The sequence below is a fragment of the Geomicrobium sediminis genome (genome assembly GCF_016908595.1).
Taxonomy (GTDB): domain Bacteria; phylum Bacillota; class Bacilli; order Bacillales; family Marinococcaceae; genus Geomicrobium_A; species Geomicrobium_A sediminis.
Window position 1 is genome coordinate 130,314 of record NZ_JAFBEC010000008.1, and the last position, 14,245, is coordinate 144,558.

At 41.6% G+C, this 14,245-nt stretch carries 16 protein-coding genes; all 16 read right to left on the reverse strand.

The genetic code is table 11. The features are described from left to right. Positions 1–85: 85 nt before the first annotated feature. On the reverse strand, positions 86–1,051 hold the full coding sequence (locus tag JOD17_RS14145) for a peptidoglycan recognition protein family protein (RefSeq protein WP_204698524.1): 966 nt from the start codon (positions 1,049–1,051) through the stop codon (positions 86–88). Between the two features lie 2 nt (positions 1,052–1,053). After that, positions 1,054–1,311, reverse strand: coding sequence for a holin (locus JOD17_RS14150; protein ID WP_204698526.1), 258 nt, complete (start codon positions 1,309–1,311; stop codon positions 1,054–1,056). Then, on the reverse strand, positions 1,308–1,748 hold the full coding sequence (locus JOD17_RS14155) for a phage holin family protein (protein WP_338028804.1): 441 nt from the start codon (positions 1,746–1,748) through the stop codon (positions 1,308–1,310). The genes JOD17_RS14150 and JOD17_RS14155 overlap by 4 nt, the downstream gene beginning before the upstream one ends. A 63-nt stretch (positions 1,749–1,811) precedes the next feature. Next, a complete protein-coding gene (locus JOD17_RS14160) occupies positions 1,812–2,546 on the reverse strand; it encodes a DUF4145 domain-containing protein (RefSeq protein ID WP_204698528.1) in 735 nt (244 codons plus the stop codon). Positions 2,547–2,678: 132 nt separating this feature from the next. After that, positions 2,679–2,846: an XkdX family protein gene (locus JOD17_RS14165; RefSeq protein WP_204698529.1), complete on the reverse strand. Its 168-nt coding sequence runs from the start codon at positions 2,844–2,846 to the stop codon at positions 2,679–2,681. Further along, complete coding sequence (locus JOD17_RS14170; protein WP_204698530.1) at positions 2,846–3,226, reverse strand: hypothetical protein; 381 nt, start codon at positions 3,224–3,226, stop codon at positions 2,846–2,848. Before JOD17_RS14170 ends, JOD17_RS14165 begins: the two co-directional genes overlap by 1 nt. 11 nt (positions 3,227–3,237) lie before the next feature. Next, the gene (locus tag JOD17_RS14175; RefSeq protein ID WP_204698531.1) at positions 3,238–4,113 is read right to left on the reverse strand and encodes a hypothetical protein; all 876 of its coding nucleotides are present in this window, start codon (positions 4,111–4,113) and stop codon (positions 3,238–3,240) included. Beyond that, complete coding sequence (locus tag JOD17_RS14180; protein ID WP_204698532.1) at positions 4,113–4,895, reverse strand: hypothetical protein; 783 nt, start codon at positions 4,893–4,895, stop codon at positions 4,113–4,115. Before JOD17_RS14180 ends, JOD17_RS14175 begins: the two co-directional genes overlap by 1 nt. 2 nt (positions 4,896–4,897) lie before the next feature. Continuing rightward, on the reverse strand, positions 4,898–5,317 hold the full coding sequence (locus JOD17_RS14185; protein ID WP_204698534.1) for a hypothetical protein: 420 nt from the start codon (positions 5,315–5,317) through the stop codon (positions 4,898–4,900). 13 nt (positions 5,318–5,330) lie between these two features. After that, positions 5,331–5,894 carry a putative phage tail protein gene (locus JOD17_RS14190; RefSeq protein WP_204698536.1) on the reverse strand — a complete coding sequence of 188 codons (564 nt, stop codon included), beginning with the start codon at positions 5,892–5,894 and terminating at the stop codon, positions 5,331–5,333. Next, positions 5,887–7,350 (reverse strand): baseplate J/gp47 family protein, encoded by a 1,464-nt coding sequence (locus JOD17_RS14195; protein ID WP_204698538.1) that lies wholly within the window; start codon positions 7,348–7,350, stop codon positions 5,887–5,889. Before JOD17_RS14195 ends, JOD17_RS14190 begins: the two co-directional genes overlap by 8 nt. 2 nt (positions 7,351–7,352) lie before the next feature. Next, positions 7,353–7,808 carry a DUF2634 domain-containing protein gene (locus JOD17_RS14200; protein WP_204698540.1) on the reverse strand — a complete coding sequence of 152 codons (456 nt, stop codon included), beginning with the start codon at positions 7,806–7,808 and terminating at the stop codon, positions 7,353–7,355. 2 nt (positions 7,809–7,810) lie between these two features. Further along, complete coding sequence (locus JOD17_RS14205; protein WP_204698542.1) at positions 7,811–8,068, reverse strand: hypothetical protein; 258 nt, start codon at positions 8,066–8,068, stop codon at positions 7,811–7,813. Then, the gene (locus tag JOD17_RS14210) at positions 8,068–9,069 is read right to left on the reverse strand and encodes an XkdQ/YqbQ family protein (RefSeq protein WP_204698544.1); all 1,002 of its coding nucleotides are present in this window, start codon (positions 9,067–9,069) and stop codon (positions 8,068–8,070) included. The genes JOD17_RS14205 and JOD17_RS14210 overlap by 1 nt, the downstream gene beginning before the upstream one ends. 12 nt (positions 9,070–9,081) lie before the next feature. Then, positions 9,082–9,702 carry a LysM peptidoglycan-binding domain-containing protein gene (locus JOD17_RS14215; protein WP_204698546.1) on the reverse strand — a complete coding sequence of 207 codons (621 nt, stop codon included), beginning with the start codon at positions 9,700–9,702 and terminating at the stop codon, positions 9,082–9,084. Between the two features lie 11 nt (positions 9,703–9,713). Beyond that, positions 9,714–14,201 carry a peptidoglycan DD-metalloendopeptidase family protein gene (locus tag JOD17_RS14220; RefSeq protein ID WP_204698548.1) on the reverse strand — a complete coding sequence of 1,496 codons (4,488 nt, stop codon included), beginning with the start codon at positions 14,199–14,201 and terminating at the stop codon, positions 9,714–9,716. Positions 14,202–14,245: the final 44 nt, after the last annotated feature.

Below are 14,245 nucleotides of genomic sequence, written 5' to 3' on the forward strand. Positions count from 1 at the left end.
AAAGACCCCCACAATATGTGAGGGGAATTGACTTAAATAAGAGAATTTCTATTTCAAATATAATCTGATTCGTTTATCTTTTCAACTAAACGTGCTTAAGACCTCGAACAACTTTTTCACCTTGCAATCTCAAAAGTTCTTCTTGCGTCATCGTACCCTCTTCAATCTTCTCAACCCAAGACTGTTGAATTGCTTGGTCACCATTGATCGATTTATCTGCCCAAGCCTTGATGATCGGTGTCCAGACAGTACGTGTGTTGTGGTTAAGGCGCTCATTGCGTCCAATCATCGTTACGGCTTGCGCTCGAGTCACACTATGATTTGGTTTTTCTCCATTGGTGACGCCTTCTCTAACCTTCAATTCCATAAACTCACGGTGTACCTCTGGTACGGTTTCGCTAGGCTCATCCTTGTGTAACGTAGCTTTTGTTAACACACCAATAGCATCGCTAGTTGTTAATTCACCATCTTCATATGCTTTCTTTTCGTTAGGATTTCCATGTTCAGCTAGTACCTCTTCGAATAGTTCTTTTGAGCTACCCCATGTAAAACCAAGTGCAGTCACATATTTCACCTCTTCCTTCGGATTATGAACAATTGACTTAACTTCTTCTGATTGCCCGATTAAGCGTTTAAACCGTGCCCACGGGAAGTTGCGACCAGGGCAACTTGTATTGCCAACATCACTATGACGGTACACATCGTTTGCCGTTAACCCGTGTTGACGTATAAGCTTACGTACCTCTTGTACAAAACGTAAGAATAGTTCTTCGTCGATGTGTTCAACATCGTAGTTTCCTTCCACACAAACGCCTAATGAATCGCTATTGTTATTGGCAGCGTGCGCCCCTACATTAAGACCTCTAAGCTCATAATATTCATGGTTCTTTTGCAGATAGTAATTGTAACCAGCCCCAGACCAGCCTTGGTTGCGATGTTGGTTATGAACCTGTAAATATGAGTAACGGACAGCGCCGGGATGGTGAATGATAATCCGTCTAACCTGACGGATTGGTGTAAGACTTCCCCACCTTAAAGTAGGTTTAATCAAATTTATCCCTCCTTGCTAGGTTTAACGTGCTTCGTGAGCTCAAACAAACCAACCGCTGCTAGTCCACTGATGCCACCTGCCCATAAACGCTCAACCAGATCCAAGTCGGTAAACGTAAATGCTGCCGCACCTAATCCAATACCGATAGTAAGCGCAATAAGAGGCAATAACCGGTTACCAATACCTGACTGTTTTACTAACTGCACAACCCCTGCTGTTACAGGTCCAATAATAGATGCTAATACTAAAATCTCTGTCATTTTTCATCGTCCTTTTTGTTTTTTTCGTAATAGCTCGTCCCTTTGAAGATGTCAACGGCTCTTAACACCGGTACTGGCATGGTGAGCCCCATCCTCCCTAAATTTTCTGTTATGCTGATTAGCTCGTTAAACAAGTAATAAATAATCGCTGCAGACATAACTGATATATCCAGCTCACCGATCGTTAGCGGATAATCTAACTGGTCCAGATAAACCTGATCAATTATATGAGCAATCGCAACAACACCAAAGATCATAATTTTTTTGGGGATACCCCAAAACCCTATTCGAGCATTAAGTTCTCCCCTATATCCAGCAGAGATCACCCCGGTAAGATAATCAAACGACACAAAAAAGATGAGTGCGCCGATCAAGATCGACCACCCACCAAATAAGAAAGACATAACTAATGAAATCAAAGCCATTGCTGGTTTCACATTGCTCACCACCTCCATAAATGCCCCCTTTTTTCACATAAAAAATACGCCCTTAAAAGGACGTTATTTTTGTTTATCTCTACTTTGAATACCATCTAACTTGTTCTCAGGTAGTCTACTATAAAAAGATTCAATTGTTTTTTGTTCAATAATTAATTTTTCCACCATTAAATTAATCAAATCGAAAAGATATAAAACATCCTCTCTTTTGTCTTTAATGTTCATTAAGCTATCCGCATGTATGGAATCATTTCCAACTACTCTTAATGAGTCTAAACCTTTTTGAACAAATCTTGGCACTCCTTGTTCAACTAACTCCCCAATCATTCCGTTTAGATCGGTCTTTTTTATTTCATATTCTGGAAGCTGTGGTATCAAAGTTTCAATTGCCAATCGTAACAATGCTGCAGAAGCCCTAGGTGAATCATTAAATATTGAAGTTGCCTCATTGTATATTTCCTTTACATCACTTGGCATATCTTCAAATGCTAACGGTAATCCTGTTTGCTTCGGAAATACAATATTATTACTTTCCCAGATTGTATATTTTCTACACTCATTACAAACTGAAATTGTCAAATCCCATTTGTTAGTCTGCTTAGGTACTCCTACATCAAAACTAATTCCCCCAGAACCCACTGCTCGAGGTTTTGTTATTTGAGTCAAAGACTCGGATATAATCTCTTGACCAGGATCAATTTTACCTATTGGGTATTTAACTTGAGGACATAACACCTCGCAATGAGGACAATTGAATGCTGATAACTCCAACGATGGTTGTACATACTTTTTTTTCATAAACAGACCTCACTTTATTACTATTGGAGTTAATTTTACATAATTGTACTGATTACGTAAATATCCCCTCCTACTATATAAGTCAGATATAGAGTAGAAAAAGGGGCGGTTTTTAGGTATAAAAAATACGCCCTACACTGCGTTAATGTGCTCCTGATAATTTATGCCAGTAATCTCTTCAAACTCTGCCTCCGTAATGTTATTACATTCTACCGCTCGCACCACTCTGTCAATCTCCCACAGACGCCCACCTTGATTATTAACAGTATTATAAAAACGATCAATTCGGTCAAACCACATTAGTTATTCACCCTTTCTTCAATTTCCATAATCGCAAACCACTGATCGGCAATGTCCATATCTTGATTATTGTTTCGATCTTCTTGATTCATAGTGTCAAACCAAAGGTCTGCTACTTCAATCTTCAAAGTTTCGTTTATCACTTTTAAATCTTGATTTTCTAGTAGAAGCCTTTTCGCCTGCGGATTATTACGAATAGCTGTAAACGACATCAATACGCCATCGTCATCTACGCTATTGACCCAAATCGTGTACTCAAACTCATCCCCTACATTAAACGAATCTGATTGAGCAATGCTGTATCCTTCTTGTGGATCAGGCAATGAATCGTATGTTGACACCACTTGGCGTTTATCATCATGGTACTTTAAATAAACCATCGTGTTTCCTCCTATCTTTTCAAAATAATTTTATGGACATATATCCTCGCGTTACTACTTAATTGAGAACGCCCATATGCTTTTATATAATAATCACCGTAAAAATTACTTATGTCCACTTCATCTACTACCATAGCTGTTGAAGGAACAAGAGTACTAAATTGAGCATCAAACGCGGTGGTGTTATTGTTGCTTGAAATACCGAATTGGAACGATGTGCTATTACCTGATTGCCGATTATGTCTATAATGGACTTCCAATTTGCTGTATCCCGTTACATCGATTAATTCCTCGCTTACAAACCTTGCGCCTGGGGACGCACTATCAGTAATCCACATCTCTATATTGTCGTTATTAAAATAAACACGACCATGATTACCGACAAATTGATAAACTTGCTCACCATTATCGTAAAGCGTAACTTGTACCCTAGAAATAGTTTGCCATCCATCTCCATTCCAAGCATGTGCTTGTAGATTAAACCATAGCGATTCTTCTTCATTCCACAGAAATACAGACCCCAATTCACCGAACGCGTGCATCATACCGTTTTCCCACAATAAAGTCCCTTTGCTATTAAGGCTGGCTTTAATCTCATCTTCAGCGACTCTAACAATCAATTCTTCGTTATCTCCATCAAAAAAAGCATTGACGTGCTCTAAATCAAACAGATACTCCAAATTATCAATTTGTTGCCACACAATCCCTTCATCTTTTGTAGATAATTCCGACTCAGATAATCTGACGTCTAATGGTGTATCGTATTCAATCCACACATCCCCAACATTACGCGCTGTCGGCTCCGTATCCTGCACATAAAAATTGATCTTTCTACGACCTCGCAAGTTAGCACCAGCGCCAATCCCATGAAGCTGTATATCTTGCATTACCGTGGCACCTCCTCGATCCAGTCGCCATCATCATCGTATAGTTGGTCATAAATAACCGTCTGTACAATGGATGTTCCATCTAGCCCAAAATACGTGACAGTGCGCTGCTCATAGTCAGGTGACTCGCCGCCTGATAAAACAGATCGCTTGGCAAGTGTATCGTCTTCTCGGCGCCATTCGATCGCTGTAAAGATACCTGAGTCATCTTTATTTAGGCGCTTGCGATTGCTAATCTCATCATGAGCGATGTAAGACTGAGCGTGATTATCGGTATATTCGTTAGCGCTATTTTCGGCTTGATTCGCTTTTTCTTGTGCTTTTTCTGGAGTTTCCTTGTCGTTCCAAGCTTCACGCTCTGCTTGCGTAATGTGGGTGTTCGTGTCGGCTACGTGTTCATCAAAAATTACACCGTCTGCCATCCGCTTCCACTCACGCCACTCTTGGCGGTCACTAGCCCAGTTTCTAAACATAAATACTGCGTCGCTATCAGTGCTCAAAAACGTTTGATAAGCGTATGCATTGTCTTGCTGAAAGTTGGTTGTGACTAGACCATGTTGAGTCGGCCAACCTGCTTCTTCATTCCAAGTGCGGAATGTAGTTATACCATATGGATAGACGGATGGTGACTCCGATGCTGTTGCATAGTCTAGATCGAGCATCATTGTGTTTTCTTCCAAGGCAATATGAGCTTTTTCAATACCATCCTCCATATTGTTCAACCGATCTGCACTAATCCCTGGTCCTTGCCCTGGTCTCCATATTGTTTTTTCGTAACTCATCCTCATCCACCCCTTGCAATAATGTCACGACGCACTACTTCAAAAGAGAACGGATGTGCATTATCTGATTTATCCAAGTCATAAAGTATTCGGCTAATCATCGTTCCGTCCTCACAAAAAACGGCTGCTTCCCGGATGTGGAAAGTAGCCTCTTCATCAGAAATAAATGTTTTGTATTCTAATGTGCCAATTGCTGTACGTTCTAAGCTTTCAAAGTCTTTACGGAATCGTTCATTTTTTAATGAAGTATCACTTATATCGATAGGTGAATCATTGTCTCCAAACGCAATTGACTTAATCTTTGCCTCTCTCGGTATTCCAGCTAAAAGATCTCTCAAAAGGTTTAAACCTTCGTTGTGAATGTCGTTACGAACGACTTCTTCATCATTTAATTTAAAGATATACTGACCTGACCAGAACAATTTAAAGCACCTCCTAGCATGGCATTAAAACTTCATCGGGTAGGAGAGAGTCGCTTGGAATTGGACACACAAACATATTAATTTTTTGCTCCTCAATCCAGCCTATTCTCTGTACAATCCGATCACTTAAATTCACTCTAAATATTGTATTTGCAGGCAATACTCCATAAGCTGTCTCAATCATGCCATTATAATCAACAAGATCTTGTCTTACAGCGTAAGCAGTTATAGTAAAAGTTTCTGGATCTCTTATTAGCCAAATTCCACCATTAACTGCAAAGCGATTCAGTAGTACTTTAAATTGTACGGGTGTGAGGTCTTGGGCATCCCGCATTGTATTAATCCTACGCCTACGGTCCTCTAATGTATCCTCAGGCTCTAAACTAACGCCATATACATGCTCCCATGCTTCAATTAACCAAGTAGTTTTACTAGGATCAGATTGTCTTTGTGTATCATCTAAATCCTTAGTAAGACTATCAATGAAAGGAGAAATCCCTTTAAAAATAGCCTTTGTAACTTCATCATGTGTGTGTGGTGGTAAGTAGCTTAACAGCTCTTCATATGGGTTATTCATAAAGCAAAACCTCACCCAACAGTGGTACCTGCTGATCGGCTAAGACGATATTATTTGTTTGTCCGTTGATATGCAATTCTTCAAAATCTACAACGCCGTTTACCAGTAACAACTGCTTTCCGATTGTATTGTACCTGAGCTCATTCTGATTAGATTGAATCTGTCTCTCGATATAACTTTCAATGTTAGCTCGTGCTTCATGAGTTATGCTCTCAAGAGACGATCCTTCATATAAAAGTTTAGCTTCAATATTAACCACTTGACCAACAGCACTCTCAACATAAACTCGATGCTCAACCGAAGCAATGCCTTCATGCTCCTGCTTATCAAAAACAGATTGATTAACTAATAATTCCATTCGTAAGTCATTGTCATCTTCATTTTCAATAAGTAACTCATATTCTTTCTCTCTATCCGCTACGTAGTGATATTCAGCAATACCGTACTCTCCGTCATAAATCGCTTTATCCTCACTTGTAAGATCCTTATTTACGACAAGATTTGTTCCTTTTTCAACAACACTGATTGTACAGTTCTTAATTTCCTCTGCTTGTAGAGCAATTTTTAAAAACCAATAAGACTCGGTAGGAAGATCGAGATAATTTTCAGTAGATGGGATATTAACCCTCAATGTTTCTACGCTTTCATGTACAGCGTTGGTAAAGTAAATCCGATTAGGCTCAGCAATGTAATCTTGCACACGGTCTAATACCTCTCGCTCTGCCGGCTGTCCATTCGAGCCCACCACCGAAATGCCTACTGTACCTGGTCCATACCGAGCACGTTGTACAATAGCACGTCCTACACCAGCAATGTTTTCAACTTCGTTTTTGTACATCGCTTGATTACCTGTGGTTTCACGGCTACGTGCACGATTTAAATATCGTTGCCTATACGTTTCGTCATCTTCTTCATCAATACCACCAGAGAGAGCATCAATATTCTCAACAGCCGTTACTCCCAAGTTAGGGGGCGATACCCACACCCCAACAGTACCCACAGGAGCATTGCTACCACTTCCTGCTTGTTCTGCTCTTACCGCAACTATAACTGTCCCTGTTGATCCTGAGCTTGCTTGCGTCACAGTCGTGTAGTATATCGGATCTTGCGTATTATCACCCTCAATTGCTACAAGTGATCCTTGCGGTATTAGAGTGTTTGGTCTTAGACTAACCTGTATATTGCCTGTAGCGTAAGTAGCTCTTATTCTCGGCAATTCAGGTAGAAGAGCATCAAGATACTCACCCCTTGCTGTAAGCGGGTTCGACCTTAACAGTAATTCTTGAACGTACATCAATGCCATTTTTGACATAACTTGAGCAAAAGGCGATGAGATATTCCAACTAAATTGACCTTCAGTGCGATCAAGATGACTTGGAAATTTGTTTAGAATGTCTTGTCGAATATCTTCAACATTATAATCTTGCAAGAATGGTGGTAAATCTTGAATGTTCAACGTCAATCACCCCCGATTCGTATTCGATTCATACTTAGTTCACCGTAAATCGTCTCAATAATAAAAGATACAAAGAGTTCATCTCCCTGTACCTCTGTAGCTTCTTCTCGTATAGATATTGCACGGTTATCACGTAGTATTAACTCTTTAGCTCTTCTCTTAACTTCTGAAGCTATGACATCACGATCCATTTCTTCTGTTAGATCAGATAATTCAATTCCAAAACTTGAGGAATAAGCAAGATACTTACCTCTTTCTGTTTTTAATGCGTTGTAAATCCATTGAGCAAACGCCTCTAATTCTGATACTAATATAGGTCTACCTAATGGATTTACATGTAATTTCATTGATTTAGTATCGATGAGTGGCGTATCACCTAAAGCAATTACACCATCACCTTGATCCTCTAACATATCAAACTCAACGGATTCTGGTACTTCCCAGGTAGGATAAAGCATAGCTACAGCCTCCCAATAATCACTAGGTTGCCTGACGGATCCTTACCACAATAGACTCGGTCACCTGGCGATAACGATAAATTATTAAGCGTGATGTATTCTGATCGTGTGAAACGAAAATCTGGCAACTCATCAAGGGTAATGGACCCATCATGATTCACTCGACCGTACTCATTTTTGTATCTGCCTAATTTGCGATCAAACAATTCATTAACGACATTACGAATATATGTTGTAAATCCATCTGCCCCTTTTCCCACTATGACCTCGCCCTCTCTAAATCAATGTTCATACTCATTTGAGCAATGTTTCTGCTAATACTTTTAACAATGTATTTGCCACGCCATCCTAAAGCCACTTCAACTAAGTCGCCTTTGCGTAACATCGGTAAGTCAGGTGATGAAAACGAGTATTTTTCTTCGACTCTTCCGTGTTCCTCCATAATTTCGCTAGCAATTTCCCTTGCATCTGCACGATCTTCTGCACCAAATTCCACACGTTGAATAATTCCAAATTCAGTTCTTCCATCTACTTCATGCAGCACTGGTGCTTTTTGATCATCCTCATCACTATTGCCAAACACTTTAACCCTTGTCACGATGTTTTCGATGGAGTGGTCTTGTTCTGCACTATCTATAAAGTCACGGTCAAATATAAAGCCAAATTCGTTTTTACCTTCTTCAATAACGTGTATCTTGCCTTTACTGCTACGCAATTGGTAATTCCCGCGCTTTCGTTCTCGTGTCTTCTTTAATCGCTCTGTAATGATGTATCCTATTTTGTCGCCTCTATAGAGCTCTGCCCCTGGAGCATACGAGATCGTTGCAACATCTCCTAATGGCACATTCCACTTTTTTGCAAGCTTGCTGATTGTCTCAGATACCGTCTCACTTTTATTAATTTTGACTTGATCCTCTGATTGCGCCATCGGGTAAAGATTGTCGTATATCGTTAGATCAAGGCCTGAATCGCTACTTGTCTTTCCTGTAAAGCGATAATTCGTACCTCGGAATAACTCTTCCCAATTCTCTGTTTCGTTCAAGCGATATTCAACTCGTAATTGACTACCTAAAAAGAGCTTCTTGCTGATCCAATCCCCCTCATGCTTTATCTGTTTCACAGTGAGTGAGAGTCGAGCAGCAATCTCTTCTTTCATTTCTTCATGAGACGCTGCAGTGACGATGTTTGTAATATTAATTTTTTTACCATCTGGAGGCTCCAACACATATCTATACTCGATTTCTTGTACGCTAATATCCATTGTTCTGCCTCCTTATGATGGTATTGTGAGCTTCCAACCTGGTTGTATTAGATCTGGATTTTTAATTAAATCTCGATTGGCATTTTCAATTTTTTTATACTGTGACCCATCATCATAAAAACGAGTAGCGAGCCCCCAAAGAGTCTCGCCACTTTTAACAACATGAGTCTTATTTTGTTGGTTTGTTGTTGATGATGTTTCTTCCTCAGGCTTAACCTCCGGTGCATTACCAAAGGTATTTACCTGCAAATCCCTAAACTCAACGAGATCTAACGTATATTCATAATCTCCATGTCCGCCGCTTATCCTAGGTTCAAAGCTTTTGATGATAATAGGAATATTAATGTCAGTATCGGTGATAATAAATCTAACCTGTCGTGCTCCGATCCACTCTTCAAGCCAAGATTTAACTTCATCTGCAGTGTGATCAGAGAGTTTCGGCAGGTTTCTTTTTTCTCCAAACAACTTCCCCTGAATATTAACCTTTATTGGTTCTCTGCCTCGAGCAATTTCAACGGTTCCATAATTGACTGGCGTTACATTTACAGTCCTCGTTGAATTTGTGATTAATATTTGCTCTGGATTAAAAGGGAGAACGAATGCACGATCTCCCCGTTTGAGTGATACCTTCATGCACTCGCCTCCTATGCAGATTTATTGTCTTGACTTTGTTCAATGGCTTTCATAAGTTCAACGAGTAAATCTTCTGCGATGTCAGGTACCATTTCTCTTAATTCTTCAACACTCGAAACGCCACTTGCATCAATATGAATTTCTAGATTTTCAACAGTGATACCGCCTTTGCCGTCTTGGTGGATTGTAATGTTTGTCGTTCCTTCACCTTCATAGCCACCGCCCATATCAATTGGCTTAATACCAAGGCGTCGCCCGGTCTGCTCATATAAGTTACGTGCTCGAGCTCTATGGCTATTGGCAAATGGGATAACTACCTCATCACCCGTCTCACCAAGTTCAGCAAATTGACGACCACGAACCATTCCACCCTTGTGAAAGCCTCTAACGTGACCCATAGGGTTAATGGCAGAGCCACCGCGTCTTACTTCATAATGAACATGAGGACCCGTACTGTTACCAGTACTACCAACTAAACCAATTACTTGCCCAGGTGTCACCATCTGACCACGACGCACCATATTGACTGAGTTATGGGCATACAAATACTCCATACCTCCAGCACCAGAGATACGTACGATGTTTCCATAACCGCCTTGACGACCAGCAAAGTTAACCATACCGCCTGCTTGAGCTCGAATAGGAGTCCCCATCGCTGCAGCATAATCCACGCCACGGTGATTTGTAGATCCAATTCCCCCTGGACTTCTGCGAGGACCAAAGCCACTCGTCATGGTAAATCCAGCTCCAAAGTCTGGTTGAAAACCACCATATAAAGCCATTAGAGCAGCCAGTTGCTTTTTAGCATACCCTTCAACATCGACATCGCTTAGTCCATTAACAAACCCTAGCGCTGACCACATTCCCATTTCAGCCATTACTGTTGATGGTGAGTTAATGCCAAGCTCTGCTCTAAACGCCGACTCCACTCGTTTCGCTAATTCCGTTGCAGCCTCACTAACATTAGCTCCACGCGACCGCATACCTGAGTTAAACTCGTCAATTGCTCCAGAGCCCCACGATATAGATCGATCACGCATTAATAAAAATGGGGCTTGTACGTTTGTTTCAAGGTACGAGAGTGTTTCAGTAGGTGTACTGTCTTGGCCTTGCTTAAATCCAAGTACGACGCCACGACCGTAATTAGGAGATTCAGCCACTTCTTGATCCATAGGTTGCTTGATGTTTCTAGCTTTCCAAGATTCAAGATCAACAACATTCCCTTGTACGCCATCATCTACGGACTTCACGAAGGTACGGCCGTATTCTTCTGCTTCTGTCGTAAAGTCGGCACCAATTGAGCTTACCCCTAGTGTTGTTGCTACTGTACCGCCTTGACCTGATGCCATTGGCAAATCAGATACACTGCCTTGAATGCCACCATTTGCATATGCGTTGACACCCAGCCTCTTACCTGTTTGCTCGTATAATTGCATTGCTCTTTTTCTTCTTGCGCTAGAAAGTGGGATTATAGCTTCTGGCCCGGCTTCACCAACCAACCCCAAATGTGGGCGATCGATCATGCCACCATTTGCATAAGAGTTAAATCCTTCTTTTCCGCCATCATTTCTCCCACTTCCAAATGAACCAACCCAACCAACTACACTAGAACCAATACTTGCGAGAGCAGATGTAGCCCAGCTTTTAACACCTTCCCACTTTTCATTCCACCAATCTTTACTAAAGAGGCTATCACTTATACCTTCTTTAACGCTTTCCCAGACTTCAGTGAATTCATTCCACTTATCAGATGCCCAATTTTTAACACTATCCCAACGCTCTAACCACCAATCAGCACTAAAGATAGTTGATTCTATTCGATCAATTGCAGAATCCCAAACCTCTTGAGCTTCATCCCACTTTTCTTGAGCCCAAGATTTAGTATCTTCCCAGCGCTCTGACCACCATTCAGCATTAAAGATGGTCTCACTTATGTTTTCTTTTACAGATTCCCAGACTTCTTGTGCTTCTTCCCATTTTTCAGCAGCCCATGTCTTGACGTTTTCCCAGCGTTCTAGCCACCAGTCAGAATGAAAAATAGTACCTTCGAGGGACTCCAAAACGTCTTGCCATATTTCATCAACAGATTCCCATTTCTCGGCAGCCCACTCTTTAACACTATCCCAACGCTCTAACCACCAATCGCTGCTAAATAAGGTGTTTTCGAGGACGCCAAGAACATAACCAGCTTGATACATCCACCAATCCATACTGAAGATTGTTTCTTCAGCTGTCTCTAACCAGCCATCAAATACATCTTTGGCATTGCCCCAAGCATCGGCAAACCATCCTTTCACGGATTGCCATTTTTCTAACCACCAACCACTATTGAAAATGGTGTTATCTGCACTCTCTAAAACCGAATCCCATACATCAGTGACATTAGACCATGCTTCTCTAGCCCAGCTCTTGACATCTTCCCACTTTTGACTCCACCAAGACCCATTAAAGATTGTGTCAGAGATAGATTGAAGAATGCCATTGGTGTCCATCCACTCAACAAACTTTTCTCCACCGATTGCACCACCGATGGCTCCAACAATCCCGCCGACTGCAGCGCCTTTAGGTCCTAATACAGCACCGAGAGCAGCACCGCCTTTAGCTCCTGCAGCTCCTCCTGCAAGCGAACCACCTAGATATGCTAATAAGCCACCACGCTCACCTTCTTCAGCGCTGAAAATGTCCATCAGACTTGCACCGATTGCAAGCGGGCGAATCGTCCGACCCATCGATCGCATCATTCCGCCACCGCCACCTGGGGCGTAAGGAGAGGACACAAAGCCATTTGCTGTTGCTGGATTACGATTAAATAAGCCTCTTGTAGACCCTACAACTCTTCCCCAGACGCCTGGTCCTGAATGTCGCTGACTTCTCGTGCGTCGTTCGTTATCAGAATCTGGTATTGCAGCACCAGCTGTAAACAAACCGCTAATAGCTCCAGCAGTGCGCCCCCAAATCCCTCTACGACCACCTCGCCTTTGCTGACTCTGCTGTCTTTGATCTTCTCTAGGCATTCTTCGGTTTCGATCTTTATTGCCTCTGCCAAAAAGACCACCAATCATTCGACCTGGCCCTCTTAATCCACCAAATAATTTGCCTCCGATACTCAACAATTGACTTAGCAAGAAGCCTTGGAAAAGACCTGATATGATATTACCGCCAATGCTTTTCTCTGTAGACGGAAGTGATGAAGACCACAAATCAAAAATACCTTGTCCAATATCACCAAAATTGATTTGTTCTATAAATCCATCTATAAATGATTTCCCTGCGGTAACTCCAGCTTCGGCAAATGGGCTTGAGTCTTCAGAATCCACCCCTAAGATTCCTAAAATAGCTCCATTAAGTGCGCTTCCAAGATTGCTACCGAATGAATCTGCGAAGCTAGTAACTTGATCTTCTCCATTCTCTGACCACCAGTTACTAAACAGATCGCTAATGTCATCCATAACAAAACGAACCCGACCACCTAGGTCGAGTTCTTGGAATTCTTCGTTATTTATATAATTATTGTTCAAGTGATCAATAGACCAGTATACTCCATCAAGAATGTTTCCCGAAAAGCTCTCAGCAAAATCTCGTATGTCCTCTTTCCAAGCATCAATAATATCTCGATTCTCAGCTTGCCAAGATGAAAACTTTTCTAGGGCGGGCTGTATAGTTCTTGATAACCCTTCACCCCAAGGTCTCAATATATCTTCCTGAGCAAAAGCATACACATACAAAAATAAATTTCCTAAGTTCTTGGAAACCTTCTCCATCATTCCATCAAACCTAGAAAATTCTTCAGTGACCTTTGGCCAAATTTCTGATATGTCTTTACCACTTGCAGCAAGATCATCTAGTCGTGCTCTTTGCTCACCTGAAATTGCACCCATTTCTTGAAGCCTCGCACCCATCTCGCCAATTGGACGACCAGATTGCATAGCGTCATACATACGCCCCATCCATAAAGCTACATCTGAGAAGGGTTGTTGAGTGCCTGAAGCTATATCACCAATTTGCTTTAATCCATCACCTGTTGCAAGCGCACCTTGAGTGAATATCTCAAGTATACGAGACGATTCAAAGATTTCATCACGCATAAACGGAGTAGATTGGGCAAAATCAGTTAACTCTTGAACTCGTTTTGTTGCTTCCTCAGCACTTCCTAGAAGTACTTCAAAAGCCGTTTCCATGTTTTGGCGATCGGCAACTAACTTTAAAGGGATCACAACTCCTGCAGCACTTCCTCCTGCAAAACCTATGACCCCTAAAGTGCTATTGATACTTCGATTAATATTCCTTATAGTACGTGTTGCCATATCAACAGCTCGTATTGTAATTCGATAACTGGTCCTGAGTAAACGATTTCCATTACGATTTATAGATCTCATTACTGGTGTTGCATAGTCCGCTGCTCTCATTATCATACGATATGTTCGTCTTGCAGCACGTTGCGCCATTATTGTGGCTCTTCCGATGACACCTGTTGCACCATCCCTAGCGCTAAGGCGCATCTCCCACCGACGCCTTGTTAATCGTTCAGTCCGAGTCCTTGTAC

Excerpts from the sequence above, each read along its gene's own strand:
- JOD17_RS14200 (WP_204698540.1), bottom strand. The coding sequence starts at position 7,808 with ATGCTTTATCCTACCTGGGAAGTACCAGAATCCGTTGAGTTTGATATG.
- JOD17_RS14215 (WP_204698546.1), bottom strand. The coding sequence starts at position 9,702 with ATGAAGGTATCACTCAAACGGGGAGATCGTGCATTCGTTCTCCCTTTT.
- JOD17_RS14210 (WP_204698544.1), bottom strand. The coding sequence starts at position 9,069 with ATGGATATTAGCGTACAAGAAATCGAGTATAGATATGTGTTGGAGCCT.
- JOD17_RS14180 (WP_204698532.1), bottom strand. The coding sequence starts at position 4,895 with ATGAGTTACGAAAAAACAATATGGAGACCAGGGCAAGGACCAGGGATT.
- JOD17_RS14160 (WP_204698528.1), bottom strand. The coding sequence starts at position 2,546 with ATGAAAAAAAAGTATGTACAACCATCGTTGGAGTTATCAGCATTCAAT.
- JOD17_RS14150 (WP_204698526.1), bottom strand. The coding sequence starts at position 1,311 with ATGACAGAGATTTTAGTATTAGCATCTATTATTGGACCTGTAACAGCA.
- JOD17_RS14170 (WP_204698530.1), bottom strand. The coding sequence starts at position 3,226 with ATGGTTTATTTAAAGTACCATGATGATAAACGCCAAGTGGTGTCAACA.
- JOD17_RS14175 (WP_204698531.1), bottom strand. The coding sequence starts at position 4,113 with ATGCAAGATATACAGCTTCATGGGATTGGCGCTGGTGCTAACTTGCGA.
- JOD17_RS14220 (WP_204698548.1), bottom strand. The coding sequence starts at position 14,201 with ATGCGCCTTAGCGCTAGGGATGGTGCAACAGGTGTCATCGGAAGAGCC.
- JOD17_RS14165 (WP_204698529.1), bottom strand. The coding sequence starts at position 2,846 with ATGTGGTTTGACCGAATTGATCGTTTTTATAATACTGTTAATAATCAA.
- JOD17_RS14190 (WP_204698536.1), bottom strand. The coding sequence starts at position 5,894 with ATGAATAACCCATATGAAGAGCTGTTAAGCTACTTACCACCACACACA.